We start from the raw sequence: 14,656 nt of genomic DNA, 5'->3' as shown, positions 1-14,656 counted from the left end.
CTGTCAGGCAGCGCGAGGGGATGAAAAAGAACGTCCAACTAAGGGGAGCTTTGCATACCCATTCATCCGGAGGTTGACATGTCGGGACAAGAAAAACTCGCTGTGGGGCTGATCGGCGCCGGCAAGGTTGGTGTCGTACTCGCGTCGGCCCTCGCTCGTGCCGGCCACACCATCACGGCGGTGTGGGATGCAGTCCCGGCCGCTGTCGCGACCGCCAAGGACGCGTTAGGGCGATTCGCCGCACCGGCGGAACCCACCGGTGTCAGCGACCTCAGTGCTGTCGTTCTTCTTGCTGTGCCTGACGACGTGCTCGCGGACCTGGTCGAGAAGTTGGCCACCGACGGCGGCGAGCGATGGCGTGGACGTGTCGTCATCCATGTCAGTGGGCGGTATGGCGTATCGGTGCTCGACCCACTGGCATCGGTAGGCGCGTTGCCGGTTGCAATGCATCCTGCCATGGCGTTCAGTGGCGATCGTGTCACAGAAGTCCAGCGCGTGGTCGGTGCGCGTTTCGCCGTCACGGCCGGAGATCCTGAGCAAGCGTTGGTCAAGTCTTTGGTACATGAAATGGGGGGAATCCCGTTCTCGGTCGCGGAGACGGACAGAATGCTTTATCACGCCGCGATGGCACATGCCAGCAATCATCTGGTCACCCTCATGGTGCAATCGATGACCATGTTGACGGTGGTCGGTGTGGACGACCCCGCCGACGTGATCGGTCCCGCGGTGTACGCCGCGCTTTCGAACGTACTGGAGAAAGGATTCGGCGGAGCGACAGGCCCCGTTGTCCGAGGTGACGTGGGGACAGTCGGGGGCCACATACGCGCTATCCGCGCCATGAGTCCGACATCGTTGGATTCCTACCGCGTGCTGTCGAAGGCGACGGCCGACTACGCGGTGGATATGGAACGGGTGACCAAGGGAGTGTACGCAAAAATAATGGCTGAATTGTATTGAACATGCAGGCAGGAAATAACTTTTCACGCAATTTGTTGAATATATCGAAATGAGTTTAATCTTGGAGAGCTCGTCGGTTCGTCCGGCCCAGCGAACAGCTGAATCGCTGATGTCCGGTTATGCCGCGGGGGAGGTCTCCCCCGTTGATGTGATCGAGGATGTGCTGAGAAGAATTGATGAGGTGCAGCCGGATCTCAATTGTTTCGTCACCGTCCACACCGACGCCGCACTCGAATCTGCCCGCGCGAGTGAACGCCGGTGGCGTATGGGCACACCCCTGGGCCCGCTCGACGGCGTTCCCGTGACGATCAAGGAGAATGTTCCTACCAGAGGGGTCACGGTCAGTCAGGCCACACGGGCGTTCTCCGATCGTCGGCCCAGTCAGGCCGACGGTCCACCCGCCCTCCGGACCGTCGAGTCGGGGGGGATCATCGTCGGAAAGACGACGATGTCAGAGATGGGCATGTTGTCCTCCGGCGTGTCGTCCCTGCATGGTGTGACGCGTAGCCCGTGGAACCTGGAGTGGACAGTGGGAGGGAGCAGCGGCGGTGCGGCGGCCGCTGCTGTATCCGGTTGCGGACCGCTACACTCCGGTTCGGATATTGGTGGTTCGCTTCGCTTCCCCGCCACATGGACAGGCCTGGCGACCCTCAAGCCGACCTTCGGCAGACTCCCGGTCGATCCTCCATACATGGGGCGGTGCGTGGGTGCCATCGCTCGCACGATCAGCGACGTGGCCCTGTACTCCTCCGTTCTGGCACGACCAGACGTCAGAGATCACACCAGCGTGCCGGTGAACACGAGCTGGACCGACCTCGACATCACGCAAACATCGACGCGCCTGCGAGGCGCTCGCATCGCTTTTCATGTGGAGGGTGGTGCCGGCATGCCAACCGATCCCGAGATCGCCGGTCTGGTCAGGGACGCCGCCAGGGTTTTCGAGGGGGCCGGTGCGGAGGTCATCGAGATTCCGCCGTTCGTGACTGAAGAGATGCTTGACGGGCTGGAGACGTTCTTGGGTATCCGCTCATGGATCGAATACAGTGATCTGCCCCGGGCGAAACAGCTTTTGGTCCACCCTTATATTGCGGAATGGGTCAACCGTAGTTCGGCAACCTCGGGCTCGGACGCGGTGCGTGCTTACAGCACTATTCAATCGCTCGCTGAAGCATCAGTTCGAAGCACGTCTGCATTCGATCTCATCCTTTCTCCTGTTGCGCCCTGTGCAGTTTTTTCCGCATCGTTGCCGCACCCGCTCGACGATCCCGCGCAGGCATTCGCCCACCTTGCCTTTACCGCGTCCTACAATTTCTCCGGACAGCCGGCAGCGTCTGTCAACTGCGGATTCACGGACGCTGGCTCGCCCGTCGGGTTACAAATAGCTGGCCCGCGGTTTGATGACCTCGGGGTTCTGCGCGGCGCCAGATGGTACGAATCTGTTCGACCCGGCGACGCATCACCCGACTGGAGCCGCGTGGTGGTCTAGCAGCCGTAGCGTCAACAGCGAGTGCCCGTTCTCACGTCTGTCCCCGTCGAGGCTGCGGACATGACTGCTTGGATCTGCTTCGAGGCCTGCGGGAGAGCACGCGGCCGTCAGTCAGCATCTGGAACTGTTCGTGCCGGCTGAACACCATCCGGGGAGTGCACACGTTGTCCGAGCACCCTGCCGCACACCCTCGGCGTGCGTGGCAAGGCGGACCTGAGTGGTCGCACCAGGTACCGGCCAGACCGGTGATTTATTGACCAAATCTCGTGCCAGCTCGCCCGCGGTTCAGCTGAGCTGCATCACAGCCCAGGTAAGCTCGTCTTATGGACTTGTTGGGTACCGCCGCGCCGCAGGTGGTACGCCCGCTAGAAGTTGTTGGATACAAACGGTAAGGTGCGTCAAGTGAGCGCGCACTCCAACCGAAAATCGCCGGGCCGCCTCTGGGCGCCTTCGGTCGACGCTTCACCCCGGATCATTCTCGGCGTTTCGCCGACCACCTCGTCTGTGCATCGACCAGTTGGGAGATGTGTGCGTGATGGTGAGACGTTGCGATCGCCGCGCGTTCTTCCTGTTGCACGTGTCAGACGGCCATCCGAACGAATCCTGCGCAACCGTCCACTTGCGCCCGGCGTCGTGTAGGACACCATTGCGGGGGCGCTGCGCAACTGACGAGGTATTTGACACGAACGTCATTGGCGCAGTTCAAGGGCGCTGGACCATATGTTTTCTAGGAGGATGAGAGAATAATGACCCTGCCACAATCGGTTATTGTACGAGAAGTTGGGGCACGTGAGGGAATGCAAATCGAGAAGGGGCCGATCGCAACTGAGGAGAAGATACGTCTCGTTGATCTTCTCTCTGAATGCTCGTTCTCGGAAATCGAGGTCACATCGTTCGTCTCGCCCAAGTGGGTACCGCAGATGGCGGATGCTGAGGAAGTTGCAGCCGGGTTCACACGGCGCCCCGGCATCGACTACACCTGCGTATACCTGAACAAGCGTGGTCTCGAACGAGCACTGTCGGTCGGTACACTGGACGTCAAGGCGGCGCTGGTCGTGTCGGCAAGTGAGGAATTCTCGCGCCAGAACATGCGGCGTTCGACCGAACAAGTGCTTGCTGACATCCCGGCATCGCTCGCAGTTGCGCAGGCGGCACACATCCCGGTCGCGTACCTGTCGGTCGCAGCTGCGTTTGGCTGTAACTACGGCGGAGACGTGGCAGTGGAGACCGTAATAGACCGATTTGCGCGCGCGCTCGACGTCGCCAGTGAGTCGGGAGTCGACGTATCAACTCTTCTGCTCGCGGACACCATGGGTTGGGCAAACCCCGAACAAGTTCGCCGCACCGTCAGCGAAGTACGGACACGATGGCCCGACCATGACATTCGGATGCACCTACACGACACCCGCGGTATGGGGATCGCGAATGCGTATGCAGCCATGCAGCTCGGAGCGCGCGAGTTCGATTCCTCAGTCGCCGGTCTCGGCGGGTGTCCGTTCGGCGGCGATCACGGTGCTGCGGGTAATATCGCTACCGAAGAGTTTGTGCACATGTGCCATGAAATGGGTGTCGAGACTGGCGTTGATCTTGACCGCCTTATCGAGGTGGCGCTGGAGGCCGAGAGTATCGTCGGACATACGCTGCCTGGCAAAGTCATGCGGGGGCGTGCGCTGCACACTTACCGTTGAACAATTCTTAAATTTATTCGATCACGGAGTTGTTTGTGTCAGATGAGGTGTCAGATGAGGTGTCAGATGAGATGTCATCTTCGGAATTGACGTTCGCTTCGCTCTGGGCTCTGGACGCAGGTGTACCGAACGTTGACGCTCGCGCCTGGATTTCACCGACCTCGACGCTGATAGGTCGCGTGACTGTCGGTCCCGAGGCCGGCATCTGGTACGGGGCGGTATTGCGAGCCGAGTTCGAGGACATTCAGATCGGAGAAGGTAGCAATATACAAGATGGTGTCGTGGCGCATGTGGACGTCGGTTTTGCGCTGACCGTTGGACGAAATGTCAGTGTCGGACACAACGCGGTCCTTCATGGGTGTACCGTCGAAGACGGTGTGCTTATCGGCATGAATGCGGTGGTCATGAACGGAGCCGTGATTGGTGAGGGGAGTTTGATTGCAGCGGGGGCGCTGGTCCTCGAGGGAAGCGTCATTCCCTCCCACTCTCTCGTCGCGGGCGTGCCCGCAAAAGTGCGAAGGACGCTGACCGCTGACGAGATGAAGCACAATCAAATCAACGCCGAAAATTACCGCAACCTCATCGAGCAGCACCGTCGCGCCATCCCATGCGCTGCAACCGACGCTTGATAAGCCGTCCGGCAACGAGTTGACCTGCCCAACACTCGAAAACTGACTCACTCAAATTTGACGCACAGTTGCCTGACGCTGTGAGCGTGACCCACGACTCTGAACGACCGGTGCCGACGTCTTGGGAGCCATTGCTGGGGGGAGCTTGGTCCCATCACGGCGGCTCGTCACCCGGCGGTGTTACGTCGCAATTCGATCTCAAACGCATGCAGGATCAAACCTTCAATCCCTTGCTTTGGAATGAGGTTCCCGCCTTCGACGACCTGACGGACATCACTACCATACCGAAGGTCGTAATCGTGTCGTCCTCGGTCGGGTCGGCCGGGGGGGTGGGCACAGTCAGCACGTAGTGTGCAACCTGACCCTCGCGAGCCGCGAGCATGCGCGCTTCATACAAACAGCTGCGGATGTAGGGAGCTTCGACAGCGAGTACGGTAATGGATCCTTAATGTAAATGGTGGGCGAAAATCTGCGAGAGAGATATTTTTTCTCGGTGAACCGACACTGCGGACCAGATGCACAGAATGGGTGCGGTGAACGCAGTTGTCAACCATCACGAGCTGGAGAAAGCCGCCATCAAGTGGGCAAAAAAAATCAACGCAGAATTACCTCAATCACAAAAAATGATCAATTATGCGTTTTTAACCTGTCGGACGACGGATTGGTGGGGCAGCGGATAGTCAGCTTTGCTGAGGTGCAATTCGGCGTCAGGGCAGGGCAATCCCTGCCCTGACGCCGAGCCGTCAGCTGTGTGAGTGCAGTGGTGTCCCCGCCAGCGCGAGATGAGCCTCGCCCAGCGCCTCACTCTGCGTGGGGTGGGCGTGGATGTGAGGCGCCACATCCTCGGCATGGGCTTCCCAGTTGTTGATCAGCTGGGCTTCGCCGATCAGTTCGCCAACGCGTGCACCCACCATATGGATGCCGACGACCGGCCCCGAGGAATCAGGTCCACCCGACCTGATCAATCTGACTCCTCCAGCGGTACGCAAGATCTGACTCTTGCCATTGCCCGCAAGATCGTACGTCACGGTCGTGACGTCCCCGTAACGCTCGCGCGCCTGTACCTCGGTCAGGCCTACCGAAGCGACCTCGGGGTTCGAGTACGTCACACGCGGAATGCCCTCTTCGCTTCTGACGACCGGGCTGAGTCCCGCAATTTCCTCGGCGACGAAAATGCCCTGCTGAAAACCTCGGTGCGCGAGCTGTAACCCGGGAACGATGTCGCCGACCGCGTACACGTTCGGGATACTGGTCCGTAGCCGCTCGTCGGTGATCACGAAGCCGCGATCGAGTCGGACACCGGCTTCGGCGAACCCGGCGTCATCGGTGCGCGGGCCACGGCCGACCGCAACGAGCAGAATATCGGCCTGCAATTCGGTGCCGTTTTCCAGGGTCACCACCACACCTGTTTCGGTCTCGGCGACCGACTTGAATCGGACGCCGGTCTTGAAATCAATTTTTCTCTTGCGGAAGGCGCGCTCAATCTGTTTTGAGCTCCATTCGTCTTCGGCGGGAACAAGACGGGGGAGTGCCTCAACGATGCAGACCTGGGTACCGAATGAAGTCCAGATACTGGCGAATTCGACTCCGATGACACCGCCGCCTAACACTATCGCTGTGCGAGGGATCTCGCTGAGGTTCATCGCCTGATCACTCGTGATCACGCGGTCACTCAATTCGATGCCCGGGAGGATTCGTGAAAAGGAACCAGTGGCGAGGACGATGTTGTCGGCTCGATAGTGTTCGCCGTTCACGTCCACGGTGCCGGCGTCGATCAGGACTCCGCGCCCTTGCACGTGATTGATCTTGTGACTGCGAACCAAACCCTGCAGGCCTTTAAACAATTTGTCCACGACGCCGCTCTTGTACGCGTTCACGCGTGTCAGATCGACGCCGTGCAACTCGGCGTCGATGCCAAAGTCGGCGCTTTCGCGCACCGAATCCGCCACCTCAGCCGCATGCAGGAGCGCTTTGGTAGGAATGCACCCGCGGTGCAGACACGTGCCGCCCACGTCTGCGTCGTCGATCAGGGTGACCGAGAGGCCGAGTTGGCTGGCGCGGAAGGCGCATGCGTATCCGCCTGACCCGCCTCCGATGATGAGGACGTCCGTTGTGGTTGTCATGGAATAGCTCCTCCGTTCGCGCTCTGTCGGCGAACGTCGATGTGTCGGGTCAGGCGAGTGCCACAAGATTGAGTGGGTCCTGAAGGATCGATGCGAGATCTGCCAGCAGTTGTGACCCTTGCTGCCCGTCGACCAGTCGATGGTCGAAGGACAGCGAGAGGGTCGTGATGGAGCGGATGGTGATTTGGTCGTCGACGATCCAGGGTTGCTTGCGAATGGCGCCGAGGCACAGAATGGCAGCCTCGCCGGGGTTGAGGATGGGTGTGCCGGTGTCGACACCGAACACCCCGACGTTGGTGACGGTGATTGTGCCCTTTGCGAGGTCGGTAGGCGTGGTCTTGCCGTCTCGCGCCGTAGTGGTCAACTCCGAGAGGGCGACCGCGAGGTCGCGGAGTCCCAGGCGGTCGGCGTTCTTGATGTTGGGCACCATCAGTCCGCGCGGCGTGGCCGCCGCGATACCAAGATTGACGTAATGCTTGGTGACGATTTCCTGCGCCTCTTCGTCCCACTGTGAATTGAGCGACGGGTTGTCGCGCAATGCAATCAGAAGCGCCTTGCTGATCAACGCCAACGGAGTGAGCTTGATGGTGCTGAATGTCTTGCTCGCCTTCAGGCGGGCGAGGAGATCCATTGTCTCGGTGATGTCCACCGTGATGAACTCGGTGACATGCGGTGCAGTGAAGGCGCTCCGGACCATGGCCTGGGCGGTGTGCTTGCGCACACCGCGAATGGGCACACGAGTCTCGCGAGCAGAGCTTTCTGGACTGTCGCTCACCGACACCGTCGCATCGAGAGACGTCGGCGTCACCGTCGAGGTTGATGCATCGGACAGAACCGTCGCCGTACCCGCAGTCGCATCTCGGCCGGCGAGGACGTCCTCGCGGGTGATACGTCCGCCCGGGCCGGTACCTGTGAGATCGGCGAGGTCGACCCCGTGGTCGCGCGCCAGTTTGCGAACCGGTGGTTTTGCCGGGGGTCGCTGCACGGTGGGTTCGTCGAGGACCGGTTCGGTGGTCACCGGCTTTGTCGCTCCGGTTGCCGCTCTGCCCCTAGGTTCGGCCGAACGCAGACGTCGTCTGCTCGGTGATTCGCCTGCGACGCCGTAACCGACGAGAACCGGCACCTTCTTCTCGGACGCGGCGTCTTCGGGAGTAGCGGGCGCGGCGGCCTCAAGGAGGGTATCGCCCTCAGGGGCATCGTCGGCGTCGGCCTCCGGACCCTCGATCCCGACGACGATGATCGGCGCCCCCACGTCGACAGTCTGTCCTTCCTCGGCGAGCAGCTCGACGACGGTGCCCGCGTACGGTGACGGTAATTCCACTGCTGCTTTGGCTGTCTCGACCTCGGCAATGATCTGATTGAGTTCGATGCGGTCGCCCACTGCGACCATCCAGGCGCTCAGATCCGCCTCGGTCAATCCTTCGCCCAGATCGGGAAGTTTGAAGGTCTTGTTGGTCATGAACTGGCTTCGCTTTCAGGCTGTCAGTGCGCGGTCGACGGCGTCCAGAATTCGATCTGGATCGGGGAGGAAGTGTTCTTCGAGTTTCGCAGGCGGGTACGGAACAGAGAATCCACCGACGCGCAGTACCGGAGCTTCCAGGTTGTAGAAACAGCGCTCGGAGATACGCGCCGCGATTTCCGCGCCGATGCCGAGAAATTCCGAAGCCTCGTGCGTGACTATCAGTCGACCCGTCTTTCGCACGGACGCTTCCACGGTGTCGAAGTCGATAGGGGACAGTGATCGAAGGTCGATGACCTCCAGCGAGGTCCCCTCCTTCTCGGCCTGCACGGCAGCTGCGAGTGCAGTGGTCACCAGTGGTCCGTAGGTCACGATGGTCGCATCGCGGCCCTCTACGACAACGCGCGCTCGATGCAACGGAAAAGCCGCCGAGAGGTCCGCAGCCTCGTCGACCTCGCTCTTCTGCCAGTATCGACGCTTGGGTTCGAAGAACACCACCGGATCGTCAGATGCTATGGATTGCTGAATCATCGTATGCGCGTCTTGTGCCGTACTGCACGTGACTACCCTCAGACCGGCTGTGTGAGCGAAGTAAGCTTCCGGCGACTCGGAGTGATGTTCGATGGCCCCGATTCCTCCGCCGTACGGAATTCGAATCGTGATCGGTAATGGGACGGAACCGGCCGTGCGGGCGTGCATCTTCGCCACTTGCGAGACGATCTGATCGAACGCGGGGTACACGAAACCGTCGAATTGGATCTCGCACACCGGTCGGTAGCCTCGCATCGCCAGTCCAATCGCAGTACCGATGATGCCGGATTCTGCCAGTGGCATGTCGATCACACGCTTATCGCCGAAGTCTTTCTGCAGACTGTCGGTGATCCTGAAGACCCCGCCCAGTCTGCCGATGTCTTCGCCCATGAGCAATACCTTGTTGTCGTTCTCCATGGCGCGACGCAGACCGCTGTTCAAGGCTTTACCGAGTGGCAGAAGTGTCATGACGCGTTCTCCGTGAATCCGTCTAGGTAGTGGGCGAATCGCTGACGTTCCTCGTCGATGAGGGTGTGCGGTTCCGCGTAGATGTCGTCGAAAAGGGTGAGCGGCAGCGGTTCGACGGTGCCCAAGCAGCCCTTGCGCAGCGCGGCGGCAACGCGGTCGGCCTCGGCGCCGGCCTCAGCGAGCAGCGTGTCGTCGATCGCATCCTCGCGCTCGAGCAGTCGTCTCACGCGGTCGACGGGATCTTTGGCCTTCCACTCATCGTCCTCCGCGGCCGAGCGATACCGGGTCGGATCATCGGATGTGGTGTGGGGGCCCATGCGGTACGTGACAGCCTCGATCAGCGTCGGTCCGCTACCTTCACGGGCTCGCTGAAGCGCGTACTTGGTCACGGCGTAGACCGCGAGCACGTCGTTGCCGTCGACACGCAAACTGTGAATTCCGAATCCTCGACCGCGATCGGCAATCGACTGCCGGCTCTGCAGACGGACCGGCTCAGAGATCGCCCACTGATTGTTCTGGCAGAAGAACACCACCGGAGCTTCGAAACTGGCAGCGAAGCCGAACGCCTCAGAGATGTCACCCTGGCTCGTGGCGCCGTCTCCGAAATAGGCAATGGTGGCACTGTCCGAGCCGTCAAGATTTATCCCCATGGCGTATCCGGTGGCGTGCAAGCCTTGAGCCCCGACGATGATCGCCGGAGTTGTCATCCTGAACTCGAGTGGATTCCAACCCGAGTGCGTCGATCCGCGCCAGAAGCGCAACATCTGAGTCGGGTCGACGCCGCGACAGTAGGCAACGGCGTGCTCTCGGTAGCTGGAAAACACGAAGTCGTCTCCGCGTAGCGCGCGAGCGGAGCCGACCTGCGCTGCTTCCTGGCCGAGCATGGGCGCCCACAGTCCGAGCTCACCTTGACGTTGGAGCGCGGTCGCTTCCGCGTCGATTCGTCGGGACACCAGGAGATCGGAGTACATGGCCCGGAGCTCGGGCGTTCCGATCGGCGCAGCCCACTCCGTGAAGAGTGGATGCGACATCCGGCGCCCGTCCGGTGCGATGAGTTGGATCAACTCGTTGCTGTCTTGGCTCATGTGAGTCCTCCTAGCGCCCGCCGTGCCGGGCGGCGTCGACGCGGATGGTCGTGTTGTATGTCGAACACCATCACCGGAAGTCAGTATGCACAAGTGTGGGATTTCATAGTGCGCAATATGACCAATATGGAGTCGTCCCGCTCGCCGCGGACCGTGCACCGTGCGTGCCTCCGGCGGACAGGGGTGTGGCGGAAAGACCATGCATCCGATCTGTTTCGCGGTTCGGGCCCTCGGTTCGAGGAGTCCATGCGCGAAAAGCGGGGCGCGAGTTCATGCCTCGCGGGACTGGTGATTCGCCGGGTGACTGCAAGTTCGAGCATCGGACGCAGCCGACAGCAGTATTTCTGCCAATGGCGCAGGTACTGCTGAGCCATACCCGGGGGAGGGTCGGCGGCACTTGGCAGAGGTTCCAGTTCGGCGACACGGGGTCATGTCGACCAGTTGGCGGTTGCGTCGCATCGGTGAGTCTCGAGGCAACGCCGCCATCGATCGCGGTAGATGGCACACCGACGCCTTCTGCATGCCAGGACGCCCGTCTATGCGCCATCGAGGTAATCGAACCCCGCCAAGGGCCGTCCGCTCGGCCGGCTCACACCGGCGCGCCGAGTACCGGGCCTTCGCGAATCCCGCGTAGTTCTGCAACGTTCGACGCGGCGGGGATGGACGGTGCGGTCTTCTCTCTCGGCGAAACACGCACGCGGACAGGAGTGACGGTCAAGGCCCGGTGCGATCCAGGGTCATCGAAACTGTCGTGCCGGTGTTCGTGCACTCGTTACGTGCCGACGCCAGTGGTGAGCAACCGGGCGAGCTCGAGATAGGCATCGGAATCAACGAGACCGGTCGTCCGGAAGATCTCACGGTTCTGGATCCGCACCATGGCCGACGCCGCGACGTCGGCAACGAATGCGGCATGCAGGTCGCGCACCTCGCCACGTAAGGCCCCTTCTGCGATCAACTGCTGGACGCGTTGCGCGGCGATCGAGGTGTTCGTCTCGTACACGGTTCGAGCCGGAGCGAAGGATGCCAAGTCGGTCATGAACTGCTCCGACGCCGGCCGTAGGGCGACACCGACGGCTGTGAGGTAAGCAGTGAGCCGCTCTTTGGTCCCGATGGTCACTGCCACCGAGTCTTCGACCTGCTCAGCTGCACTTTTGAAGAAATGTACCGTCGCGGCTCTGACCAGATCGTCTTTGCTCGCTGCCAGCGTGTACAACGTCGATTTCGAGCAACGGAGCCGAGCGGCGATCGTATCCAGGGTCAGGTGTGCAAACCCCTCACTCAAGAACAAAGCCACCAATTGATCGAAAAGCTCAGATCGACGAGCGGTCGTGTGTTCGATCCCCGACAGTGGCACATCCATCATGATACTGCATTTGTTCTTCCAGTACTGTACTGTACTCAACATCTTCTCGCAGTACTGTCTCTCGTCCCTTTCGGAGGTTGTCGTGCCCGTCGATCGTTTGTTGCCCACAGAGGAAGCGCGAGCCCTCATCCAGCTCACGCGTGACGTCGCCGACAAGGTCCTGGAGCCGATAGTCGATCTGCACGAGCGTGAGGAGACGTACCCGGAGGGCGTCTTCGCGACCCTCGGCGAGGCTGGACTGCTCAGCCTCCCCTACCCGGAGGAGTGGGGCGGCGGAGCGCAGCCGTACGAGGTGTATTTGCAGGTCCTCGAGGAGCTCGCCGCCAGGTGGGCATCGGTGGCCGTTGCTGTGAGCGTTCACGGATTGGCCTGCTACCCGGTGCTCGCCTACGGCTCTGACGAGCAGAAGAGCGCATATCTGCCGGGCATGCTCGACGGCACCCAGATCGGCGCCTACTCACTGTCGGAAGCGCAGGCAGGGTCCGACGCAGCAGCTCTGACCTGCAAAGCGACCAAGGCCGATGATGGCTACACCGTCAACGGATCGAAGGCATGGATCACGCACGGCGGCAGAGCGAACTTCTACAACCTGTTCGCCCGCACAGGTGAAGGATCCCGCGGAATCTCTTGCTTCCTGGTGCCGGACGGCATCGCTGGCCTGAGTTTCGACAAGCCAGAGGAGAAAATGGGGCTGCACGCTGTTCCGACAACGTCGGCGAACTACGACGATGTTCACATCGGGGAAGAGCGCCGCATCGGTAACGAAGGGCAGGGCTTGGAGATCGCATTCAGCGCGCTCGACGCCGGCCGCCTCGGGATTGCGGCTGTGGCAACAGGTATCGCACAGGCAGCGCTCGACGACGCCGTCAAGTACGCGCAGGAACGTACTGCATTCGGCAAGAAGATCATCGACCACCAGGGCCTGGGATTCGTGCTCGCCGACATGGCGGCGGCCGTCGATTCAGCGCGCGCAACGTACCTCGATGCTGCCCGACGCCGCGACGCGGGACTTCCCTACTCACGCAACGCATCGGTCGCCAAACTTGTCGCGACGGACGCGGCGATGAAGGTCACCACCGATGCGGTCCAGGTGTTCGGTGGCTACGGCTACACCCGCGACTTCCGCGTCGAGCGCTACATGCGCGATGCGAAGATCACGCAGATTTTCGAGGGCACGAACCAGATCCAGCGCTTGGTCATCGCCCGTTCACTCGCGTCGAACTGACGCATCCTTCTCTCGAAAGGCAACATTCATGCCGACATCGGTCATCGTCGCTGGAGCGCGCACACCCACCGGCCGCCTCATGGGGTCGCTGAAGACACTGTCCGGTGCCGACCTGGGTGCGGCCGCCATCACGGGTGCACTCGGCAAATCAGGGGTCGACGCTGCGGCGGTGCAGTACGTGATCATGGGTCAGGTTCTCACCGCGGGCGCAGGTCAGATGCCCGCACGGCAGGCTGCCGTGAAGGCAGGCGTCCCCATGACGGTGCCGTCACTGAACATCAACAAGGTCTGCCTCTCGGGTGTCGAATCGATCATCCTCGCGGACCAGTTCATTCGAACGGGCGCGTTCGACACCATCGTTGCCGGGGGCATGGAGTCGATGAGTCAAGCCCCGCACCTACTTCCGCACTCGCGAGGCGGCTTCAAGTTCGGGGACGTCACCCTCGTGGATCACATGGCGCTCGACGGTCTGCACGACGCGTTCACCGATCAGGCCATGGGTCTGCTGACGGAGATCCGAAACGACGGGGACTTCATCGAGCGTGCGGACCAGGACGCGTTCGCCGCACGGTCCCAGAAGCTCGCCGCGGCCGCGTGGGAGAACGGGGTCTTCGACGACGAGGTCGTGCCCGTCGAGATCAAGGGTCGCAAGGGTGAGAGTACGTGGCTGCGTCGGGACGAGGGCATTCGCGCCGATACCACGGTCGACGGGCTTGCGAAGCTGCGCGGCGCATTCCGACCCGACGGCACCGTCACGGCAGGTAACGCCTCACCCATCAACGACGGCGCCTGCGCAGTCGTCGTCATGAGCAAGGAGAAGGCTGAGTCCGAGGGCTTGACGTGGATTGCCGAGATCGGCGCACACGGTATGGTCGCCGGTCCGGACTCCTCGTTGCAGTCGCAACCCGCTCGTGCAATCGCCGCCGCATGCGCAGCGGAGGGAATCGAGCCCACCGCCCTCGATCTGGTCGAGATCAACGAGGCATTCGCAGCTGTCGGTATCGCTTCTACTCGCGAACTCGGCCTCGATCCTCAGATCGTCAACGTCAACGGTGGAGCCATCGCGCTCGGGCATCCCATCGGCATGTCGGGCGCGAGGATCACGCTTCACCTGGCGCTCGAACTGGGTCGCCGCGGTGGCGGTGTCGGCGCCGTCGCATTGTGCGGCGGAGGGGGCCAGGGTGACGCGTTGATCCTCCGCGTGCCGACGTAGCCGTCTGCCGGACCGTTCGACAGAACCACCGCACGTCAGACCAGAGAGAAAGCGACCCCAATTGTCCCCCGCCGGCCCGACATCACACCGCGCACCCGACATCCACACCACTGCGGGCAAGCTTGCCGTGCTGCGGGAGCGGCGCGCTGAGGCCGATGCCCCGTTTGGCGAGGCGGCTGTGGAGAAGGTGCACGCCAAGGGCAAGCTCACCGCCCGCGAACGCATCACCGCCCTCCTCGACGAGGGCTCGTTCGTCGAACTCGACGCCCTCGCCCGCCACCGCTTCGTCAACTTCGGTCTCGCCGACAACCGCCCGTTCGGCGACGGTGTCGTGACCGGCTACGGCACCGTCGACGGCCGCGACGTGTGCGTGTTCTCCCAGGACGCCACCGTCTTCGGCGGCAGCCTCGGCGAGATCTACGGCGAGAA

The 14,656-nt window shown here is 61.8% G+C and carries 12 protein-coding genes and 1 pseudogene; 8 read left to right on the top strand and 5 right to left on the bottom strand.

Going from position 1 to position 14,656, the window contains the following annotated elements; translation table 11 throughout:
- The first annotated feature begins 78 nt into the window (after positions 1-78).
- The 5 genes and pseudogenes from BR07_RS26845 to BR07_RS26840 all read left to right on the top strand — a co-directional run.
- The gene (locus tag BR07_RS26845) at positions 79-957 is read left to right on the top strand and encodes a Rossmann-like and DUF2520 domain-containing protein (RefSeq protein ID WP_081821496.1); all 879 of its coding nucleotides are present in this window, start codon (positions 79-81) and stop codon (positions 955-957) included.
- Between the two features lie 49 nt (positions 958-1,006).
- The gene (locus tag BR07_RS0122305; protein WP_051613708.1) at positions 1,007-2,443 is read left to right on the top strand and encodes an amidase; all 1,437 of its coding nucleotides are present in this window, start codon (positions 1,007-1,009) and stop codon (positions 2,441-2,443) included.
- A 746-nt stretch (positions 2,444-3,189) separates the two neighbouring features.
- The gene (locus BR07_RS0122300; protein ID WP_027507296.1) at positions 3,190-4,131 is read left to right on the top strand and encodes a hydroxymethylglutaryl-CoA lyase; all 942 of its coding nucleotides are present in this window, start codon (positions 3,190-3,192) and stop codon (positions 4,129-4,131) included.
- 71 nt (positions 4,132-4,202) lie between these two features.
- Positions 4,203-4,760: a gamma carbonic anhydrase family protein gene (locus tag BR07_RS0122295; RefSeq protein ID WP_051613712.1), complete on the top strand. Its 558-nt coding sequence runs from the start codon at positions 4,203-4,205 to the stop codon at positions 4,758-4,760.
- A 325-nt stretch (positions 4,761-5,085) separates the two neighbouring features.
- Positions 5,086-5,439 (top strand): annotated as a pseudogene (locus BR07_RS26840) (enoyl-CoA hydratase-related protein); the annotation flags it as partial.
- 64 nt (positions 5,440-5,503) lie between these two features.
- Here the strand turns inward: BR07_RS26840 and lpdA are convergent.
- The 5 genes from lpdA to BR07_RS0122265 all read right to left on the bottom strand — a co-directional run bounded on the left by lpdA (position 5,504) and on the right by BR07_RS0122265 (position 11,789).
- A complete protein-coding gene (gene lpdA / locus BR07_RS0122285; protein WP_027507294.1) occupies positions 5,504-6,883 on the bottom strand; it encodes a dihydrolipoyl dehydrogenase in 1,380 nt (459 codons plus the stop codon).
- 49 nt (positions 6,884-6,932) lie between these two features.
- The gene (locus tag BR07_RS0122280; protein ID WP_027507293.1) at positions 6,933-8,342 is read right to left on the bottom strand and encodes a dihydrolipoamide acetyltransferase family protein; all 1,410 of its coding nucleotides are present in this window, start codon (positions 8,340-8,342) and stop codon (positions 6,933-6,935) included.
- Positions 8,343-8,357: 15 nt separating this feature from the next.
- A complete protein-coding gene (locus BR07_RS0122275; RefSeq protein WP_027507292.1) occupies positions 8,358-9,341 on the bottom strand; it encodes an alpha-ketoacid dehydrogenase subunit beta in 984 nt (327 codons plus the stop codon).
- Complete coding sequence (gene pdhA, locus BR07_RS0122270) at positions 9,338-10,372, bottom strand: pyruvate dehydrogenase (acetyl-transferring) E1 component subunit alpha (protein WP_442970393.1); 1,035 nt, start codon at positions 10,370-10,372, stop codon at positions 9,338-9,340. Before pdhA ends, BR07_RS0122275 begins: the two co-directional genes overlap by 4 nt.
- Positions 10,373-11,198: 826 nt before the next feature.
- Positions 11,199-11,789 carry a TetR/AcrR family transcriptional regulator gene (locus tag BR07_RS0122265; protein WP_231476484.1) on the bottom strand — a complete coding sequence of 197 codons (591 nt, stop codon included), beginning with the start codon at positions 11,787-11,789 and terminating at the stop codon, positions 11,199-11,201.
- An 82-nt stretch (positions 11,790-11,871) separates the two neighbouring features.
- Between BR07_RS0122265 and BR07_RS0122260 the strand changes: the two genes are divergently transcribed.
- The 3 genes from BR07_RS0122260 to BR07_RS26040 form a co-directional block, all read left to right on the top strand.
- Positions 11,872-13,014, top strand: coding sequence for an acyl-CoA dehydrogenase family protein (locus BR07_RS0122260; protein ID WP_027507289.1), 1,143 nt, complete (start codon positions 11,872-11,874; stop codon positions 13,012-13,014).
- Between the two features lie 28 nt (positions 13,015-13,042).
- Positions 13,043-14,227, top strand: a complete 1,185-nt coding sequence (locus BR07_RS0122255; RefSeq protein WP_027507288.1) for an acetyl-CoA C-acetyltransferase — start codon at positions 13,043-13,045, stop codon at positions 14,225-14,227.
- Positions 14,228-14,288: 61 nt separating this feature from the next.
- A partial coding sequence (locus tag BR07_RS26040; protein WP_331280464.1) for a carboxyl transferase domain-containing protein occupies positions 14,289-14,656 on the top strand: 368 nt, incomplete at its 3' end.

This window comes from Rhodococcus sp. UNC23MFCrub1.1 (genome assembly GCF_000686025.1).
Taxonomy (GTDB): Bacteria; Actinomycetota; Actinomycetes; order Mycobacteriales; family Mycobacteriaceae; genus Rhodococcoides.
Note: the sequence above shows the minus strand (reverse complement) of the source record. Positions and strands in the feature narration are given on the sequence as shown.

Coding starts and splice junctions, on each gene's coding strand:
- BR07_RS26845 (WP_081821496.1), top strand. CDS start 79: ATGTCGGGACAAGAAAAACTCGCTGTGGGGCTGATCGGCGCCGGCAAG.
- BR07_RS0122305 (WP_051613708.1), top strand. CDS start 1,007: ATGAGTTTAATCTTGGAGAGCTCGTCGGTTCGTCCGGCCCAGCGAACA.
- BR07_RS0122300 (WP_027507296.1), top strand. CDS start 3,190: ATGACCCTGCCACAATCGGTTATTGTACGAGAAGTTGGGGCACGTGAG.
- BR07_RS0122295 (WP_051613712.1), top strand. CDS start 4,203: ATGTCATCTTCGGAATTGACGTTCGCTTCGCTCTGGGCTCTGGACGCA.
- lpdA (WP_027507294.1), bottom strand. CDS start 6,883: ATGACAACCACAACGGACGTCCTCATCATCGGAGGCGGGTCAGGCGGA.
- BR07_RS0122280 (WP_027507293.1), bottom strand. CDS start 8,342: ATGACCAACAAGACCTTCAAACTTCCCGATCTGGGCGAAGGATTGACC.
- BR07_RS0122275 (WP_027507292.1), bottom strand. CDS start 9,341: ATGACACTTCTGCCACTCGGTAAAGCCTTGAACAGCGGTCTGCGTCGC.
- pdhA (WP_442970393.1), bottom strand. CDS start 10,372: ATGTCGCATCCACTCTTCACGGAGTGGGCTGCGCCGATCGGAACGCCC.
- BR07_RS0122265 (WP_231476484.1), bottom strand. CDS start 11,789: ATGATGGATGTGCCACTGTCGGGGATCGAACACACGACCGCTCGTCGA.
- BR07_RS0122255 (WP_027507288.1), top strand. CDS start 13,043: ATGCCGACATCGGTCATCGTCGCTGGAGCGCGCACACCCACCGGCCGC.